At 32.3% G+C, this 17485-nt stretch carries 12 protein-coding genes; 9 read left to right on the top strand and 3 right to left on the bottom strand.

Annotated features, from left to right (window positions below; genetic code table 11):
- Positions 1-2: 2 nt before the first annotated feature.
- Positions 3-2441, bottom strand: a complete 2439-nt coding sequence (thrA, locus tag BLT88_RS01610; protein ID WP_091952575.1) for a bifunctional aspartate kinase/homoserine dehydrogenase I — start codon at positions 2439-2441, stop codon at positions 3-5.
- A gap of 316 nt (positions 2442-2757) precedes the next feature.
- Positions 2758-4323, bottom strand: a complete 1566-nt coding sequence (locus BLT88_RS01615; protein WP_036784146.1) for a hypothetical protein — start codon at positions 4321-4323, stop codon at positions 2758-2760.
- Positions 4324-4454: 131 nt separating this feature from the next.
- Here BLT88_RS01615 and BLT88_RS01620 point away from each other — a divergent pair, with 131 nt between their 5' ends.
- From BLT88_RS01620 to BLT88_RS01655, 8 genes are all read left to right on the top strand, one after another.
- Positions 4455-5630, top strand: coding sequence for a 2-isopropylmalate synthase (locus BLT88_RS01620; protein ID WP_052107500.1), 1176 nt, complete (start codon positions 4455-4457; stop codon positions 5628-5630).
- Between the two features lie 122 nt (positions 5631-5752).
- Positions 5753-6874 carry a 3-isopropylmalate dehydrogenase gene (leuB, locus tag BLT88_RS01625; protein ID WP_036784143.1) on the top strand — a complete coding sequence of 374 codons (1122 nt, stop codon included), beginning with the start codon at positions 5753-5755 and terminating at the stop codon, positions 6872-6874.
- 461 nt (positions 6875-7335) lie between these two features.
- Entirely contained in the window at positions 7336-9012 is a 1677-nt protein-coding gene (gene ilvD / locus BLT88_RS01630) for a dihydroxy-acid dehydratase (RefSeq protein WP_091952577.1), read from the top strand.
- A gap of 47 nt (positions 9013-9059) precedes the next feature.
- Positions 9060-10793: a biosynthetic-type acetolactate synthase large subunit gene (gene ilvB, locus BLT88_RS01635; protein ID WP_091952579.1), complete on the top strand. Its 1734-nt coding sequence runs from the start codon at positions 9060-9062 to the stop codon at positions 10791-10793.
- A 1-nt stretch (position 10794) separates the two neighbouring features.
- A complete protein-coding gene (gene ilvN, locus BLT88_RS01640) occupies positions 10795-11325 on the top strand; it encodes an acetolactate synthase small subunit (protein ID WP_036784135.1) in 531 nt (176 codons plus the stop codon).
- Positions 11326-11335: 10 nt separating this feature from the next.
- The gene (gene ilvC, locus BLT88_RS01645; RefSeq protein ID WP_091952581.1) at positions 11336-12811 is read left to right on the top strand and encodes a ketol-acid reductoisomerase; all 1476 of its coding nucleotides are present in this window, start codon (positions 11336-11338) and stop codon (positions 12809-12811) included.
- Positions 12812-12887: 76 nt separating this feature from the next.
- A complete protein-coding gene (gene ilvA, locus BLT88_RS01650) occupies positions 12888-14150 on the top strand; it encodes a threonine ammonia-lyase IlvA (protein ID WP_091952583.1) in 1263 nt (420 codons plus the stop codon).
- Positions 14151-14314: 164 nt separating this feature from the next.
- Positions 14315-15907 (top strand): NADP-dependent glyceraldehyde-3-phosphate dehydrogenase, encoded by a 1593-nt coding sequence (locus BLT88_RS01655; protein ID WP_091952585.1) that lies wholly within the window; start codon positions 14315-14317, stop codon positions 15905-15907.
- A gap of 110 nt (positions 15908-16017) precedes the next feature.
- Here the strand turns inward: BLT88_RS01655 and BLT88_RS01660 are convergent, their stop codons facing one another.
- Positions 16018-16845: a universal stress protein gene (locus BLT88_RS01660; RefSeq protein ID WP_036784125.1), complete on the bottom strand. Its 828-nt coding sequence runs from the start codon at positions 16843-16845 to the stop codon at positions 16018-16020.
- Positions 16846-17021: 176 nt separating this feature from the next.
- Here BLT88_RS01660 and rimP point away from each other — a divergent pair, with 176 nt between their 5' ends.
- Positions 17022-17483 (top strand): ribosome assembly cofactor RimP, encoded by a 462-nt coding sequence (rimP, locus tag BLT88_RS01665; protein WP_091952587.1) that lies wholly within the window; start codon positions 17022-17024, stop codon positions 17481-17483.
- The last annotated feature ends 2 nt before the right edge of the window (positions 17484-17485 follow it).

The raw sequence follows: 17485 nt of genomic DNA on the forward strand, positions 1-17485 counted from the left end.
TTTTATTGATTTGAAATTCTAATTACATCTGCAAAGATACCAGAAGCAGTAACATCTGCACCTGCACCGGCCCCTTTTATTAACAATGGATTTTCAGGATATCTATCCGTAAAAAATAAAACAATGTTATCACTTCCCTCTAAATTATAAAAAGGATGATCTACAGCGATATGTTGCAGACCAACATTTGCTTTTCCATCAATAAATTCTGCAACATATTTTAAACGACAGTTTTTATCATTTGCTTCTTTAAAAATTTGCTGAAAATGAGCTTCATTTTTTGTTAGTGAATTATAAAAATCTTGATTGTTTGTAGTTTTTAAACTTTTGTCTGGTAAAAAAGCATTATTAGAGATGTCTTCTAATTCTAATTGATACCCACTTTCTCTTGCTAAAATTAAAATTTTTCTAGCAACATCAACTCCGCTTAAATCAATTTTTGGATCAGGTTCTGTAAAACCTTCTTTTTGTGCTTGAGCAACCACATCATGAAATGTTGAGGTCTCATTAAAATTATTAAAAACAAAGTTTAAACTTCCAGATAAAACAGCTTGAATTTTATGAACTCTATCTCCAGAATTAATTAAGTTTTTAAGTGTATCTATAATTGGTAAACCCGCGCCAACATTCGTCTCAAACAAGAAAGCTGCATTGTATTTTTTAGAAACACGTTTTAACGTTTTGTAATTGTCAAAACTAGATGCACACGCAATTTTGTTACAAGTAACCACCGAAATACTTTCACGCAAATACTTTTCATACACTTCAGAAACTTCCTGATTTGCGGTATTATCTATAAAAACACTATTTCTGTGATTGCTTTCTTTTACTTTTTTATAAAAGCTATCTAAGGTCGCTGGCTCTCCGTTTTCTAGGTTTTCTTTCCAGTTACCTAAGTTAATACCGCTATTATCAAAAAACATTTTTCTAGAATTAGCAATTCCAATTATTCTAATATTTAATTTTAAGTTGTCTTTTAAAAATTTCTTTTGTTGTTGCAATTGGGCTAATAATCGTTCTCCAACATTACCTACACCCGTTATAAATAAGTTTAGTTGTTTCGTTTTTTCTTCAAAAAACTGCTCATGTAAAGTATTTAAAGCTTTTTTTGCATCATATTTGTTGATCACAGCAGAGATGTTTTTTTCTGATGAACCTTGCGCAATTGCTCGAACATTTACATTGTTCCTTCCTAAGGCACTAAACATTTGTCCGCTTAAACCTTGGTAGTTTTTCATACTTTCGCCAACAACAGCAATTATTGCCAAATCATTTTCTATTATAATTGGCTTTATTTTTTTTCTTTCTATTTCTACATTAAAAGTTTCGTCTAAAAGATTTTTTGCTTTTGAAGCATCATTTTCATACACCCCAACACAAATTGAATGTTCTGATGAAGCTTGTGTTATAAAAACAACATTTATTTTTTGTTGAGAAAGTGTTTCAAACAACCGTTTAGAAAAACCAGGAATTCCAATCATTCCACCACCCTCTAAGGTAATTAAGCTAATGTCTTCGATATGTGAAATTCCTTTAACTTCATTGCTGTTTTTTGGGTCTTTACAAATTAAGGTTCCAGAACTTTTTGGATCAAAAGTGTTTTTAATTCGAATCGGAATTTCTTTACGTAAAGCTGGTTGGATTGTTGGCGGGTATAAAACTTTTGCCCCAAAATGCGACAGTTCCATAGCCTCTTCATAAGAGATTTCTGAAATTGGAAATGCTTGTTTTACAACTCTTGGGTTTGCAGTAAACATACCGCTAACGTCTGTCCATATTTGTAATTCATCAGCATTTAAAGCAGCGGCATAAATGGAGGCAGAAAAATCTGATCCACCTCTTCCTAGTGTCGTTGTCTCTCCTTCAATATTTGATGAAATAAAGCCGCCCAAAACAGTAACTTGATGCTCATTTTCTTCAAAAAAGGATGTAATATTAGTATTGGTAATTTTAAAATTTACTTGGGCATGTAAGAAGTCATTATTCGTAATTACTAATTGACTACTTTTTTTGTGAGTGGCATCAAACAGCTCCTTGGCAGCATTTGCAATGATGTATGAAGAGAGTTTTTCTCCAAAGCTAGAAACTTTTGCAAGTGTTTTATCGGACAATTCTTGTAGTAAAAAAACACCTTCATAGATCGATAATAACCGATTAAATAGAGCAGTAACTTCTTTGCTTACCTCTTTATTATTTGTAGAAATTAAATCATCAATAACCTGATAATGTAATTCCTTAATCGTTTCTAAAATTTCAATAGCGCCTGTAATATCCTTTAAAGCTTCATTCGCTCCAGCTAACAAATTGTCTGTAGTTTTTCCGAATGCAGAGACAACCACTGCGACTTTGCTGCTTTTTGATGTGTTAAAGACGATGTCTAAAACTTTTTTTATGTTTTCTGAGTTGGCTACAGACGAGCCTCCAAATTTTAATACTTTCATCTTTTATGATAGATAGATTGTGTAATTATTTTTATAATTGTTTTTTTTGTTTTTGCAAAACAATAAATAACCTGAGCGATATAAATATAGAATAACCCCTAAAGGGTTGTAGTTGTAGTAGTTGTGCGAATATAAGCGTGCGTAGAAACACAAAATAAGGCCGTAGTTTTAGAAGCGTTTATATTTATTTTATAATAATTCACAGTACAAAAATAGAGGTATTATTTATTTTGATTGGTTTTAGTGGATATTTTTTTAGATTTCTCTTGAATTAATGTGATTTTCGCAAAAAAAACAATGCCAAAATCAAAAATTATTATTGTTTAAGTTTATTTTTTATTTTTTCTTTAATTATAATGGCAATAGGTTTGTTTTGTATTTTACTCTCTAACCATGATAAAATATCTAAGTATAAAAAAGCTCTTTTTTCATAAGGATGCTCTTCGTACTTTTTTAATTTAGTATGAATTTTCTTGAATTCATTTTTTATTTCATGCGGAAAAACATCACTTAAATCTCGAATAGAAGTTAGAAAAACTTTTTGTACTTCTTGTAGGTTTTCCATTTTGAGTAAAAACTTATAAGTGTCTACAAACTGTCTTTCTAAATCATAATCTAAACCACATTCATAATGTGCAATCAAATTTAAAACCCTTGCAAAGCACTGTAAATCTTCTGCGGAACCTAAATTTTTAGACTTTATGATTTTTTGTAAATATGCTATACAAAGTTCATTTTTACCCATTCCAAAATACAAACAAGCAATCTTATAATATAGCATAACTATGTAATGATTGTCGAGTCTGTTTCCGTAATTTTCAATTTTGTTGTTAATAATCTCAACTAAATATTCACCCTCAGAAAAAGTGGCTTCTAAGAAGTGTAGGTGCAACTTATTGGCGTATAAATATTCAAATATTAAAAGTTCTGTGTTTGTGTTTATCGGAATGATTTTTTGCTCAACTTCTTCTTCAAAAGAAGCCAATTCTTTTTTGAAAGTAGCTCTTTTTTGCACAAAAAAGGAAGCCTCTAATAGGTAGTTTTTGCCTTTTAAGTAAAAAACAGGATGTAAGGAAATATATTTTTTATCTTCCTTAAATAAATCTACCCATTTTCTAGCATATTTATAGCTATGTAAAAAATCTTGACATAGAAAACTAAACCATAAATGAGATTTGTATAGCCATAATTTCTCTCTAAAACCAAAGGTTTCAAAATCATATTTTGGAAGTTTACTATAAAAATAGTTCTTTATAAACTCTAATTCTTTATTGTTTTTTACATATCCATTTTGCAATAAATAACTGTATAGTTGTAACGATAAATTAGACAATTTACTTGCAATTACATTTTGCTGACTTAACGTTTTCGCTTGAATTGAAAGCAGGTCTGCTCTATTACTTAAACTTCTGGTAATGTATTGTGTTTCAATTACTTTCTCCAGTTCTACAATTTCGTAAGCAATGTTTTTTTCTTCATTTTCTAAAGCTAAATTTTTAGCTTTATCCAATAGCTTTAAACTTTGCTTATACAGTCCTTTTTGATATAATACAGTTGCAAAATCTAATTGCTCTCTAATTTGAATTCTAATATTTTTATGAGCAGGATTCAAACGCAGACTGATTAATATCTGCTTGTATAAATGAGCTTTTAAATTAGAAAGTTGTTGCTTCGTAACAATACCACTATTGATAATTACTTTTTCATCATATACTTTTAATTTTTCTAAAAATTTAAAAAGCGAAAAAAACTTTGCATCTACATTACCCTCTAATCTACCAACATAAAGGTTAAACTGTCTTTTTTCAGATTTTGTTAAAGATTTAATTAGGACAAAAAGAGCATCATTTTGATGATTGGCTAATGTAACAATTTTACTCATAAATTACTGATAATTAAATAGTTGTATTTTCAATAATTGCATTAGAAATCGTACAAGTTAGTATGTGAAAATATCTATTGAGATTGCAATATATACATTTGATTAAATATAAAGATAATCTTTACAAAGTTATGCAGGATAATAAGGTACACATTTTTGATACAACACTAAGAGATGGGGAGCAAGTTCCTGGTTGTAAGTTGGATACGAAACAAAAATTGGTAATAGCAGAAAGATTAGATTTACTTGGTGTAAATGTTATAGAAGCAGGTTTTCCAGTTTCAAGTCCAGGAGATTTCAATTCTGTTGCTGAAATTGCTAAAATTGTAAAAAATGCTACAGTTTGTGGTTTAACAAGAGCTGTTGAAAATGATATAAAAGTAGCTGCAGAAGCATTAAAATACGCAAAATATCCTCGAATACATACCGGTATCGGAACCAGTGATTCTCATATACAATTCAAATTTAATTCTACCAGAGAAAAAGTAATTGAAAGGGCGGTGAAAGCAGTTTCATATTCAAAATCTTTTGTTGATGATGTAGAGTTTTATGCAGAAGATGCAGGAAGAACAGATAATGAGTTTTTGGCAGAAGTTTGTGAAGAAGTAATTAAAGCAGGTGCTACCGTTTTGAATATTCCTGATACAACAGGTTATTGTTTGCCCGAAGAATACGGAGCAAAAATGAAATATCTACGTGAAAATGTAAAGGGCATTGAAAACGTAATTCTCTCTTGTCATTGTCATAATGATTTAGGAATGGCGACAGCAAATTCTATTGCAGGGGTTATTAACGGAGCGCGTCAAATCGAATGTACCATTAATGGAATTGGAGAACGTGCAGGAAATACAGCATTAGAAGAAGTGGTAATGGTGTTAAAACAGCATCCATATTTAAACCTAGAAACAAGTATTAATTCAAGATTGCTGTATGATACAAGTATTATGGTTCGCGAAAGCATGGGAATGCCGGTACAACCAAATAAAGCAATCGTAGGGGCTAATGCATTTGCTCATAGTTCTGGAATTCATCAAGATGGCGTTATAAAAAACAGGGAGACTTATGAAATTATGGACCCTGAAGATGTTGGTGTTACAGAAAGTGCCATTGTTTTAACCGCGAGAAGTGGAAGAGCAGCTTTAGCGTATAGAGCTAAAAAAATAGGATATGAATTAACTAAAATTCAGCTAGACATCGCCTATAAATCTTTTTTAGAAACTGCGGACAGACAGAAAGAAGTAAAAGATGAAGATATGCATGTAATTATGAAAGAGGTTAATAAAATTTCTAAAATTGCAATGCTGTAAAATAAGGAATTAAACGAGGCTGATTCTTCAAAAGAAGTTATACGAGTTCGAACTTTTTATCCATTTATTATTTTTAATTACCTTTGATAAAGTGAATTTTTTTTAAAGATTAGAAAAGTAAAATGAAATTAACAATTGCTTTAATTCCAGGAGACGGAATAGGTCCAGAAGTAACTGCTCAAGCGAAGAAAGCATTGGAAGCAGTTGCAGAAGTATACAACCATATTTTTTTATATACAGAAGCTCAGATGGGGGCCTGTGCTATTGAAGCAACAGGGAATCCTTTGCCAGATGAGACGATAAAAATTTGTAAAAAGGCAGATGCTATTTTATTTGGTGCAATTGGAGATCCAAAATATGATAATGATCCAACCGCAAAAGTAAGACCAGAACAAGGCTTATTGCGTTTGCGGCAAGAGTTAGGTTTGTATTGTAACGTGAGGCCAGTAAGGGCTTACGAGAAGTTAATTAAAAACTCTCCTTTAAAAAGAGAGGTAATTTTAGGTACAGACATCGCAATATACAGAGAGCTAAGTGGTGGAATTTATTCAGGAAACAAAGAATTAAGTCAAGATAAACAATCCGCTTTTGATGTTTGCTCGTATACTGTTGAAGAAATTTCTAGAGTAGCACATTTGGCTTTTAAAGCGGCACAAAATAGAAAGAAGAAAGTAACTTTAGTAGACAAATCAAATGTGTTAGAAACCTCTCGTTTGTGGAGAAAAACAGTTACAGAGATTGCTAAAAAGTATGAAAATGTTGAGTTAGATTTTATGTTTATTGACAACGCAGTCATGCAAATTATCTTAAACCCTAAACAATTTGATGTAATTCTTTCCGAAAATTTATTTGGTGATATTCTTTCAGATGAGGCCAGTGTAATTGCTGGTTCAATCGGTTTATTGGCGTCTTCTTCAATTGGAGAAAAAACAGCGCTGTTCGAGCCAATTCATGGTTCTTATTCTCAAGCAAAAGGAAAAGACATTGCAAATCCTCTGGCATCAATTTTATCCGCAGCAATGCTATTGGAACATGTAGGTTTGCATGAGGAAGCAGATGCAATTCAAAGAGGCGTTGAAAAATCGTTGGCTTTGGGTATAACTACAGAAGATATAAAGGGCAAAAATCAATATTCAGCATCTACATCAAAAGTAGGTCATTTCATTGCTGATTATATTGCAAATCAAGAAGACAGTAATATGAATTTTCAAAATATTCATATGGGGCAAAGTACTATTATTTAGTCCTTTTTTTAGACGCTATTTCCAGTTTTCATTCCTTGTTTTTTTGAAAAGACAAAAAAACTTCAAACAGACCATTAGATCATAGCTAGACTAGTTTATCAACTTTAGTCAATAAAAAGATTGAATTAGTTATGTCCTTAGATAAAAATTTATAATATTTGATAAATGAAAAAACAGATTATAAATATTATTTCTATTATCATAGTCATCGTAATTAGTGCGACATGATCAGGAAGTGATATTTATAACCTAACATTAAATAGAACCTTCTTGTAAAAAAGAAGGTTTTTTTATGAATTTATTTTTATGATTGAGTGTCATAATTAATTACATCTAAGTATTTGATTTAAAGTTAATTATGTAGTTAATTTAATACCTGAATTTAAAGAGTTTTATTGAATGTTGTAAGTTTAAAAGAGGGAAACTTAGTAATTTAGACAACAAATTGAAGAATACAGTAAATGAATCTAAACAAACATAGTAGCAGATTAACGCAAGATGAATCTCAACCTGCCTCACAAGCAATGTTATATGCCGTTGGTTTAACAGATGAAGATATGCAAAAGGCACAAGTTGGTATTGCAAGCACAGGTTATGACGGTAACCCTTGTAATATGCATTTAAATAATTTGGCTGCAGAGGTAAAAATTGAAAGCAAAATTGCTGGTTTAGTCGGTTTAGGATTTAACACGATTGGAGTTTCAGACGGAATTTCTATGGGGACTTCTGGCATGAATTACTCATTAGCTTCAAGAGATATTATTGCAGATTCGATTGAAACAGTGATGAATGCGCAGAGTTATGACGCATTAATCTCTGTGGTGGGTTGCGATAAAAACATGCCTGGAGCTGTAATTGCAATGTTGCGTTTAAACCGCCCATCCATAATGATGTATGGAGGTACAATTGCATCAGGGAATTACAAAGGAAGAAAACTTAATATTGTTTCTGCTTTTGAGGCTTTAGGTCAAAAAGTCGCAGGAGAAATTGAAGAGGAAGAGTATAGAGAAATTATAAAAAGAGCAATTCCAGGAGCCGGTGCTTGTGGAGGAATGTATACAGCAAATACAATGGCTTCTGCCATAGAATGTATGGGCTTTGCATTACCTTATAATTCATCAATTCCCGCAGAAAATCCGAATAAATTATCTGAAGCAGAAAGAACTGCTTTGGCAATAAAAAACTTATTAGAATTAGATTTAAAACCTTTGGATATTATCTCTAAAAAATCTTTAGAGAACGCTATTGCTATTGTAAATGCTTTAGGGGGGTCTACAAATGCCGTATTACACTTTTTAGCAATTGCACATGCTGCTGATATTGAGTTTACGTTAGAAGATTTTCAAAGAGTAAGTGACCGAACACCATTAATTGCAGATTTAAAACCATCAGGAAAGTACTTAATGGAAGATGTTCATGGAGTTGGTGGAACGCCTGCAATTATGAAGTATTTATTAGATAATGGTTATTTGCATGGTGATTGTTTAACAGTAACTGGTAAAACATTAGCGGAGAATTTAGCAAGTGTTGAAGCAATGGAATTTGATGAGCAAGATGTAATTTATCCAAAAGATAAAGCGTTAAAATCATCAGGAAATATTCAAATAATCTATGGAAACCTTGCATTAGAAGGAGCCGTTGCAAAAATTTCAGGAAACGAGGGATTATTGTTTGAAGGAAAAGCCGTTGTGTATGATGGTGAGCAAGCTGCAAATACTGGAATTTCAAACGGAGAAGTAGAAAAAGGAGATGTAGTTGTTATTAGATATGTAGGCCCAAAAGGAGGTCCTGGAATGCCAGAAATGTTAAAACCAACTTCGTTAATTATGGGAGCAGGTTTAGGAAAATCGGTAGCTTTAATTACAGATGGACGTTTTTCTGGAGGAACCCATGGTTTTGTAGTTGGTCACATAACACCAGAGGCACAATCAGGAGGAGCAATTGGAATTTTAAAAACGGGAGACATCATTAGAATTAGTGCGGAAGACAACTCTATAAATGTTTTAATTTCTGATGAAGAACTGGCAGCAAGAAAAGAAAATTGGGTGGCACCGGCATTAAAGCATACTAAAGGAATCTTATACAAATACTCAAAATCAGTAGCATCAGCGTCTAAAGGATGCGTTACAGACTTATAAAAAAAGATCGATATTCTTAAATACGCAGGAATTTAAAATAAATAAATATGGAAACACAAACCATACTAAATAAAAATACTTCAACAAACGTTACAGAAAGAATTTCTGGTAGCGAAGCAATCGTAAGATGTTTAATAGAAGAAGAGGTGAAAATAATTTATGGATATCCTGGAGGAGCAATCATGCCAGTCTACGATGAATTATACAAATATCAAGATAAAATTCATCACGTATTAACACGTCATGAGCAAGGAGCAACACATTCAGCACAAGGGTTTGCACGAATTTCTGGAAAAGTAGGTGTTGCAATTGCAACTTCAGGTCCAGGAGCAACCAATTTAATTACAGGTATTGCAGATGCGCAAATTGATTCTACTCCAATGGTGTGTATTACTGGTCAAGTTCCTTCTCATTTATTAGGTTCTGATGCGTTTCAAGAAACGGATATTGTTGGTATTTCTACGCCAGTTACAAAATGGAATTGTCAAGTAACAAAAGCTTCACAAATTCCTGGAGCAATTGCCAAGGCATTTTATATTGCAAAAAGTGGTAGACCAGGACCAGTTTTGGTTGATATCACGAAAGATGCTCAATTTGAAGAATTTGATTTTTCATATGAAAAATGTACGAAAGTAAGAAGTTATATGCCAGTTCCAAAAACGGCACAAAGTTCTTTGGAAGCGGCTGCTAAAATTATCAATGAAGCAAAAAAGCCATTGATTGTATGGGGACAAGGTGTAATTTTAAGTGAAGCTGAACAGCAGTTTAAACACTTTGTTGAGAAAGCGGGTATTCCAGCTGCTTGGACAATTTTAGGAGCTTCTGCACTGCCAACTTCCCATCCTTTAAATGTTGGTATGTTGGGCATGCATGGTAATTATGCACCTAATAAATTAACAAATGAATGTGATGTTTTAATTGCAATCGGAATGCGTTTTGATGATCGAGTTACAGGTAGTTTAGATACGTATGCGAAGCAGGCAAAAGTAATTCACTTTGAAATTGACCCGGCAGAAATAGATAAAAATGTAAAAACAGATGTTGCCGTTTTAGGGGATGCAAAAACAAGTTTAGAAGCTATTCTCGCTTTAATAAATGATAACTCTCATACTGCGTGGCATCAAGAGTTTAAAGATTTATATAAAATTGAATATGAAAAGGTAATTAAAGGTGACATTCATCCAACGAAAGAAGGATTAACAATGGGAGAAGTTATCAATCAAATTAATATTCAGAGTAAAGGAGATGCTGCAATTGTCACAGATGTTGGTCAACATCAAATGATTGCTTGTAGATATGCAGATTTCAACAAAACAAAAAGTAATATTACTTCTGGAGGATTAGGCACCATGGGTTTTGGATTACCGGCAGCAATTGGAGCAAAAATGGCAGCTCCAGAACGTGAAGTGGTTTCAATTTCTGGTGATGGAGGTTACCAGATGACCATTCAAGAATTAGGTACTATTTTTCAGCAAAAGGCAGCTGTAAAAGTAGTGGTTCTAAATAATGATTTTTTAGGAATGGTAAGACAATGGCAACAGTTATTTTTTGATAAGCGATATGCTTCTACAGAAATGGTAAATCCAAATTTTGTTGCTATCGCAGAAGGCTATTATCTGAAAGCTAGAAAAGTTACAAAAAGAGAAGATTTAGCAGAAGCGGTTAAAGAAATGATGGAAAGTAAAGAAGCTTACTTTTTAGAAGTTTGTGTAGAAAAAGAAGGGAATGTATTTCCAATGGTTCCTTCAGGAGCAAGTGTTTCAGATATAAGATTAGAATAATATGAGTGGAGAAAAGCAGCAATATACGGTATCAATATATACAGAAAATAATATTGGATTGTTGAATAGAATTTCAGCAATTTTCCAAAGAAGGCATATAAATATTGAGAGTTTAAATACCTCTCCATCAGAAATTGAAGGTGTTTCTAAATTTACGATTGTTGTGAACATGACAGAAGTAAATATTAAGAAAATCTTAGGTCAAATAGAAAAGCAAGTAGAGGTTATTAAAGCGTATTTTCATAATGAAGAAGATACCATTTATCAGATTTCGGGCTTATTTAAAATTAAGTCTGAATTGTTGTTTGAAGAGCGCCAAATTCAAAATATTATCAAAGAAAGTAACGCTAGAATTGTTACAGTAAATACAGATTTTTTTGTCCTTGAAAAATCAGGAAGGAAAGAAGAATTGGTTCAGTTACACAAAAAATTAAGTGTTTTTGGTATTATGCAGTATACGCGTTCAGGACGTATTGCGGTTACCAAAGAAGAAATGAAAATATCAACATTGTTAGAAACATACAACAACTAAATAAATAAAAATGTCAAATTATTTTAACACATTAACATTAAGAGAAAAATTAGAGCAGTTAGGAAAATGCAGGTTTATGGACGCTTCGGAATTTGAAGATGGCGTAGATGCATTGAAGGGAAAGAAAATTGTTATTGTAGGTTGTGGAGCGCAAGGCTTAAATCAAGGTTTAAATATGAGAGAATCAGGTTTAGATATTTCTTACACCTTAAGACAAGCTGCTATCGATCAAAAAAGAGAGTCTTATATCAACGCAACTTCAAATAATTTTGAAGTAGGCACGTACGAAGAGTTAATTCCTACTGCAGATTTAGTGTTGAATTTAACACCAGATAAACAGCATACAAATGTAGTTCATACGATAATGCCTTTAATGAAAAAAGGAGCAACCTTATCGTATTCTCACGGTTTTAATATTGTTGAAGAAGGAATGAAAATTCGTGAAGATTTAACGGTTATTATGGTAGCGCCAAAATGCCCTGGATCCGAAGTTCGTGAAGAATATAAAAGAGGGTTCGGAGTGCCAACCTTAACCGCAGTGCATCCAGAAAATGACCCAGAAGGAAAAGGTTGGGCACAAGCTAAAGCGTATGCAGTTGCAACGGGAGGAAACAGAGCGGGAGTTTTAGAATCTTCTTTTGTTGCTGAAGTAAAGTCAGATTTAATGGGAGAGCAAACTATTTTATGTGGTTTGTTGCAAACAGGAGCAATTTTATCTTTTGATAAAATGGTTGAAGAAGGAATTGAAGCAAGTTATGCGGCTAAATTGATTCAATATGGTTGGGAAACTGTAACTGAAGCTTTAAAACATGGTGGTATCACAAATATGATGGACAGATTGTCTAATCCTGCTAAAATAAAAGCTTTTGAAATTTCTGAAGAATTAAAAAATATTATGCGTCCATTGTTTCAAAAACATATGGATGATATTATGACGGGTCATTTCTCTAAAACCATGATGGAAGATTGGGCAAATGATGATAAAAACTTATTAACTTGGAGAGCTGCAACTGGTGATACTGCTTTTGAAAAACAACAAGTTACAGAGCAAGATATACCAGAACAAGAGTATTTTGATCACGGAACATTATTAGTTGCTTTTGTAAGAGCTGGTGTAGAATTAGCTTTTGAAGCAATGACAGAGTCTGGTATTATAGATGCTTCTGCCTATTATGAATCTTTGCACGAGACACCATTAATAGCAAATACAATTGCTCGTAAAAAATTATATGAAATGAACCGTGTAATTTCGGATACTGCAGAATACGGTTGTTATTTATTCGATCATGCTTGTAAGCCTTTATTAACTGATTTTATGAAAACGGTTAGTACAGATCTTATTGGTAAGAAATTTACAGATTCAAATGATGTTGATAATCAAGAATTAATTAGAGTAAACGCTATTATTAGAAGTCATCCTGTTGAAAAAGTAGGAGCAAAATTAAGAGCTTCTATGACGGCAATGAAAGTGATAAAATCAGCATAGTTAAATAAAGATTTTAAATTTTATAAATACCTGTCAGATCTAAATACCTGACAGGTATTCTTATTACCTTTTAATAATGGAAACTAAACAAACCTATTTCCCTAGCTTAGATAATGTAAAGGCAGCTTCTGAAAATTTAAAAGGGGTTTCTTCCAAAACTCCTTTAAGTAAAAACTTCAATCTTTCAAAAGAATTAGAAGCAACTATTTTGTTTAAAAGAGAAGATTTACAAGTGGTAAGGTCTTATAAAATAAGAGGAGCATATAATAAAATGTCTTCTTTAAGTGTTGCTAAAAAACAGCGCGGAATTGTTTGTGCAAGTGCAGGAAATCATGCGCAAGGCGTTGCTTTGTCGTGTAAGTTATTGCAAATAAAGGGTACTATATATATGCCTTCTCCAACACCAAATCAAAAAATTAATCAGGTAAAAATGTTTGGTGAAGATTTTATTGAAGTCGTTATTGAAGGCGATACTTTTGATGATGCTTTTAATGCCGCAAAAATCGAATGTGATTCAACAAATAAAACCTTTATCCATCCTTTTAATGATAAAAAAGTAATTGAAGGGCAGGCAACAGTGGGTTTAGAAATTTTAAATCAAACTGATAAAAAAATAGACTATGTTTTTGTCGCTATTGGCGGTGGTGGTTTGTCATCTGGCTTATCCTCTATGTTTAAATGCTTATCATCAAAAACCAAAATTATTGGCGTAGAACCAGCAGGAGCTCCCTCTATGTTAACATCTATTAGAAACAAAAAAAATACAACTTTAGAAAAAATAGACTCTTTTGTTGATGGAGCGGCTGTTAAGCGGGTTGGGGATTTAAATTTTGCAATTTGTCAGCAAAATTTACATGATATAATTACAGTTCCAGAAGGTAAAATCTGTCAGACTATTTTAGATTTGTACAATAAAGATGCCATTGTAGTAGAACCTGCAGGCGCATTAAGTATTGCGGCTCTAGATTTTTTTGCTGATGAAATTAAAGGCAAAAATGTAGTTTGTATTGTAAGTGGTAGCAATAATGATATTACAAGAACGGCAGAAATTAAAGAACGCGCATTATTATACGCAAATTTAAAACATTATTTTATAGTAAAATTTCCTCAAAGAGCCGGAGCATTAAAAGAATTTGTAGCGGAAATTTTAGGACCAAATGATGATATTACTCATTTTGAATATACCAAAAAGAATAATAGGACAAATGGTGCTGCTGTGGTTGGTTTAGAGTTAAAATCTTCTCGAGATTTACAACCTTTAATCCATAGAATGAAAGAAAGCAATTTCTTTGGTGATTACCTAAATGACAAGCCTGATTTACTTCAGGTTTTAGTGTAGTGTGTATTTAATATTTCCATCAAAACAACCAAAATTTCGAAATGCTTTTCGTTACTAAATGAACATTTAATTGAAATTATGAAGGTAATTCTCTCTTATTTTTCGTTAATTTGGTAATAGAAATCTCAATAGAATTAATTAGGGTTTTGATTTAAAAGCAATTTATGAGCAAACAATTTACAGAAATTCCAGAGGCATATAAAATCACGTCACTTTTGCATCAAAAAACATATTTAGTTAATGGTGAATTAAAAGAGTGGAAGGGCGCATTTACGGAGGTTTATTCCACAATTTCATCAACCAAAGAATACCAACCAACTTTACTAGGAACGGTTCCAAATTTAACAGGAGAGGAAGGTTTAGAGGCTTTAGATTCTGCTTATAAGGCTTATGATAAAGGGCAAGGTTTGTGGCCAACAATGAGGGTTATAGATAGAATTGAATGTATGGAGGAATTTGCAGAGCAAATGAAAACCAAACGAGATGAAGTTGTAAAGCTATTAATGTGGGAAATTGGAAAATCGTTACCAGATTCTGAAAAAGAATTTGATAGAACCATAGAATATATTTACGATACAATTGAAGATTATAAGAAAATGGACAGAAATTCTGCTAAGTTTGAAAAACATAGCGGAGTGCATGCACATATTAGAAGGGGTCCTTTAGGGGTAGTTTTTTGTTTAGGGCCGTATAATTATCCTTTAAATGAAACGTTTGCATTATTGATTCCTGCTTTAATTATGGGGAATACAGCTGTTTTTAAACCTGCAAAACATGGCGTTTTATTATTGTCTCCGCTTATGGAAGCTTTTCAGAATAGTTTTCCAGAAGGCGTTGTGAACGTAATTTATGGTAGAGGTAGGGTTTTGGCTACGCCTATTATGAAAACAGGTAAAGTAGATGTGTTAGCCTTAATAGGGAACAGTAAATCTGCAAACGCGATACAGGCAAACCATCCTTTTAAAAACAGGTTACGTTTAGTGTTAGGTTTAGAGGCTAAAAATCCTGCAATTGTATTACCAGATGCAGATTTAGATTTGGCCATTGATGAGTGTATTTCTGGAGCAACATCTTTTAACGGACAGCGATGTACTGCATTAAAAATAATATATGTGCACGAGCATATTGTTACTAAATTTAACAAACGATTTGTAGAAAGAATAGATGCTTTAAAGTTTGGAAACCCTTGGGAAAATGGGGTAAAATTAACACCATTGCCAGAACCAGGAAAACCTTCTTACATTCAAGAGTTAATTGATGACGCTGCTGCAAAAGGAGCAGAGGTGATTAATAAAAAAGGAGGGGAAGCCACGGAAAATTATATTTTCCCAGCAGTTTTATATCCGGTTTCTAAAGACATGAGAGTGTTTCAAGAAGAACAATTCGGACCAGTAACGCCTATTGTCTCTTTTAAAAACATTCAAGAACCTTTAAATGATATGGCAGAGTCTAATTATGGCCAGCAAGTAAGTGTTTTTGGTAGCGAAGTAAAAACATTAGCACCATTAATTGATGCGTTAGTAAACTTGGTGTGCAGAGTAAACTTAAATAGTGCTGCTCAACGTGGACCAGACGTGTATCCTTTTACGGGAAGAAAAGACTCAGCAGTAGCAACTTTAAGTGTGCACGATGCATTGCGTTCTTTTTCTATTAGAACGTTTGTAGCTTCAAAAGACACGCCGTACAATAATGCAATTTTACAAGAATTGTTAGACAAGAAAAACTCTAATTTTATCAATACAGATTACCTTTTGTAATAAACTTTGAAATTATAAAAATTAAAAAAACCTCTTTAAACTGAAATTATTTCAGTCTTTTGAGGTTTTTTTGATACCACAAATAAGGTCTCTGCGCATTAATTTTTCAACTAAACTTTAATTGTTAGCATTGGTTTTAAAGCTTTTTTAGATAAATTTTTGGTGACACTTGGCGAAAACAAATGCGATAAACCACTCCTGCCATGCGTGCACAGAGCAATTAAATCGGAGTTAATGTCTTTCGAGAAATTTAAAATTCCTTTTTCTACAGAGGTATCATTGTAAATATTTATCGAGTGTTTAGGTAAACTATAATCTTTAATAAAATCCAATACTTTTTCTTTAGCCTCCCTCGTGCTCTCAAAATTTGATGGTGTATTAACTTTTAATAAATGAATTTTACTATTAAACTGCTCAGCAAAATCGATAAACTTATTAAAAACAGCTTTATCTTCTTTTTTAAAATTAGAAGCAAAAACTAAGTTTTTTAATTTAAATTTTTTAGCATCTCTTTTTACAATAAGTACAGGTATGGTAGAGGTTCTTGCCACTTTTTCGGTGTTAGAGCCAATCATAATTTCTTCAAACTCAGAATGTCCTTTAGAGCCCATTACAATTAGATCTGCATCAATTTTCTCAGCATATTTTTTTATCCCTTCAAACGGATTATTTTTTTTGATAAAATATTCGACCTTAATATCTTCAGAAAAAAAATTCTCTTTATATTCTAAAACTTTTTCTTTTGTTTTTCTAAGATATAACATACTTTCAGGGATGCTAAATTTACTGTTTGAACCCATGTCTATAACGCCAGAAGGAAGTTCGATCATATGTATAAGATATACTGTAGCGCTGGTTTTTTTAGCAATTTTAGCGGCCATTTTTGCAGCATATTCTGATGGTTTAGAAAAGTCGATTGGGACTAGAATTTTTTTCATAAGTCAGCATTTTAAGTAGAAATAATTACTATACATAAAGTTACAAAAAAATAATGAATTAGAGTTGGTTTGGTAAATCATAAACAATTCGTATATTTGCAGCGAAAATTATATTAGATGAAGAGGGAAGGGGACTTAAAAGTCCCCTCTTTTTATACTTCATTTTAAGGTTTAGGATGATTCAAACAGCGGTAAAAGACTTAGTAGACGAAGCATTGGCACTTAACGAGTCATTGTACTTAATAGATTTATCGATCTCTGAAAACAACAAAGTTCAAGTTGTTGTAGATGGTGATATGGGTGTTCCATTAAGTGAATGTATAAGAATAAGTAGAAACATAAATGATAATTTAGATAGGGAAGAAGAAGATTTTTCTTTGGAGGTTACTACGCCGGATATCGCACATCCATTAAAAGTAAAAAGACAATATATTAAGAATTTAAATAGAATTCTTAAAGTAAAAAATGCGGAAGAAGAGTTTGAAGGAACTTTGGTAGCCGCTGATGAAGATAAAATTGTTTTAAACTGGAAAGCAAGAGAGCCAAAACTCATAGGGAAAGGAAAAGTTACCGTTCAAAAATCGGTGACTATAGAGTATAAAGATATTATAGAAGCAAAAGTGAAGATTGTATTTTAAGC

The organism is Polaribacter sp. Hel1_33_78 (assembly GCF_900106075.1).
Classification (GTDB): Bacteria; Bacteroidota; Bacteroidia; order Flavobacteriales; family Flavobacteriaceae; genus Polaribacter.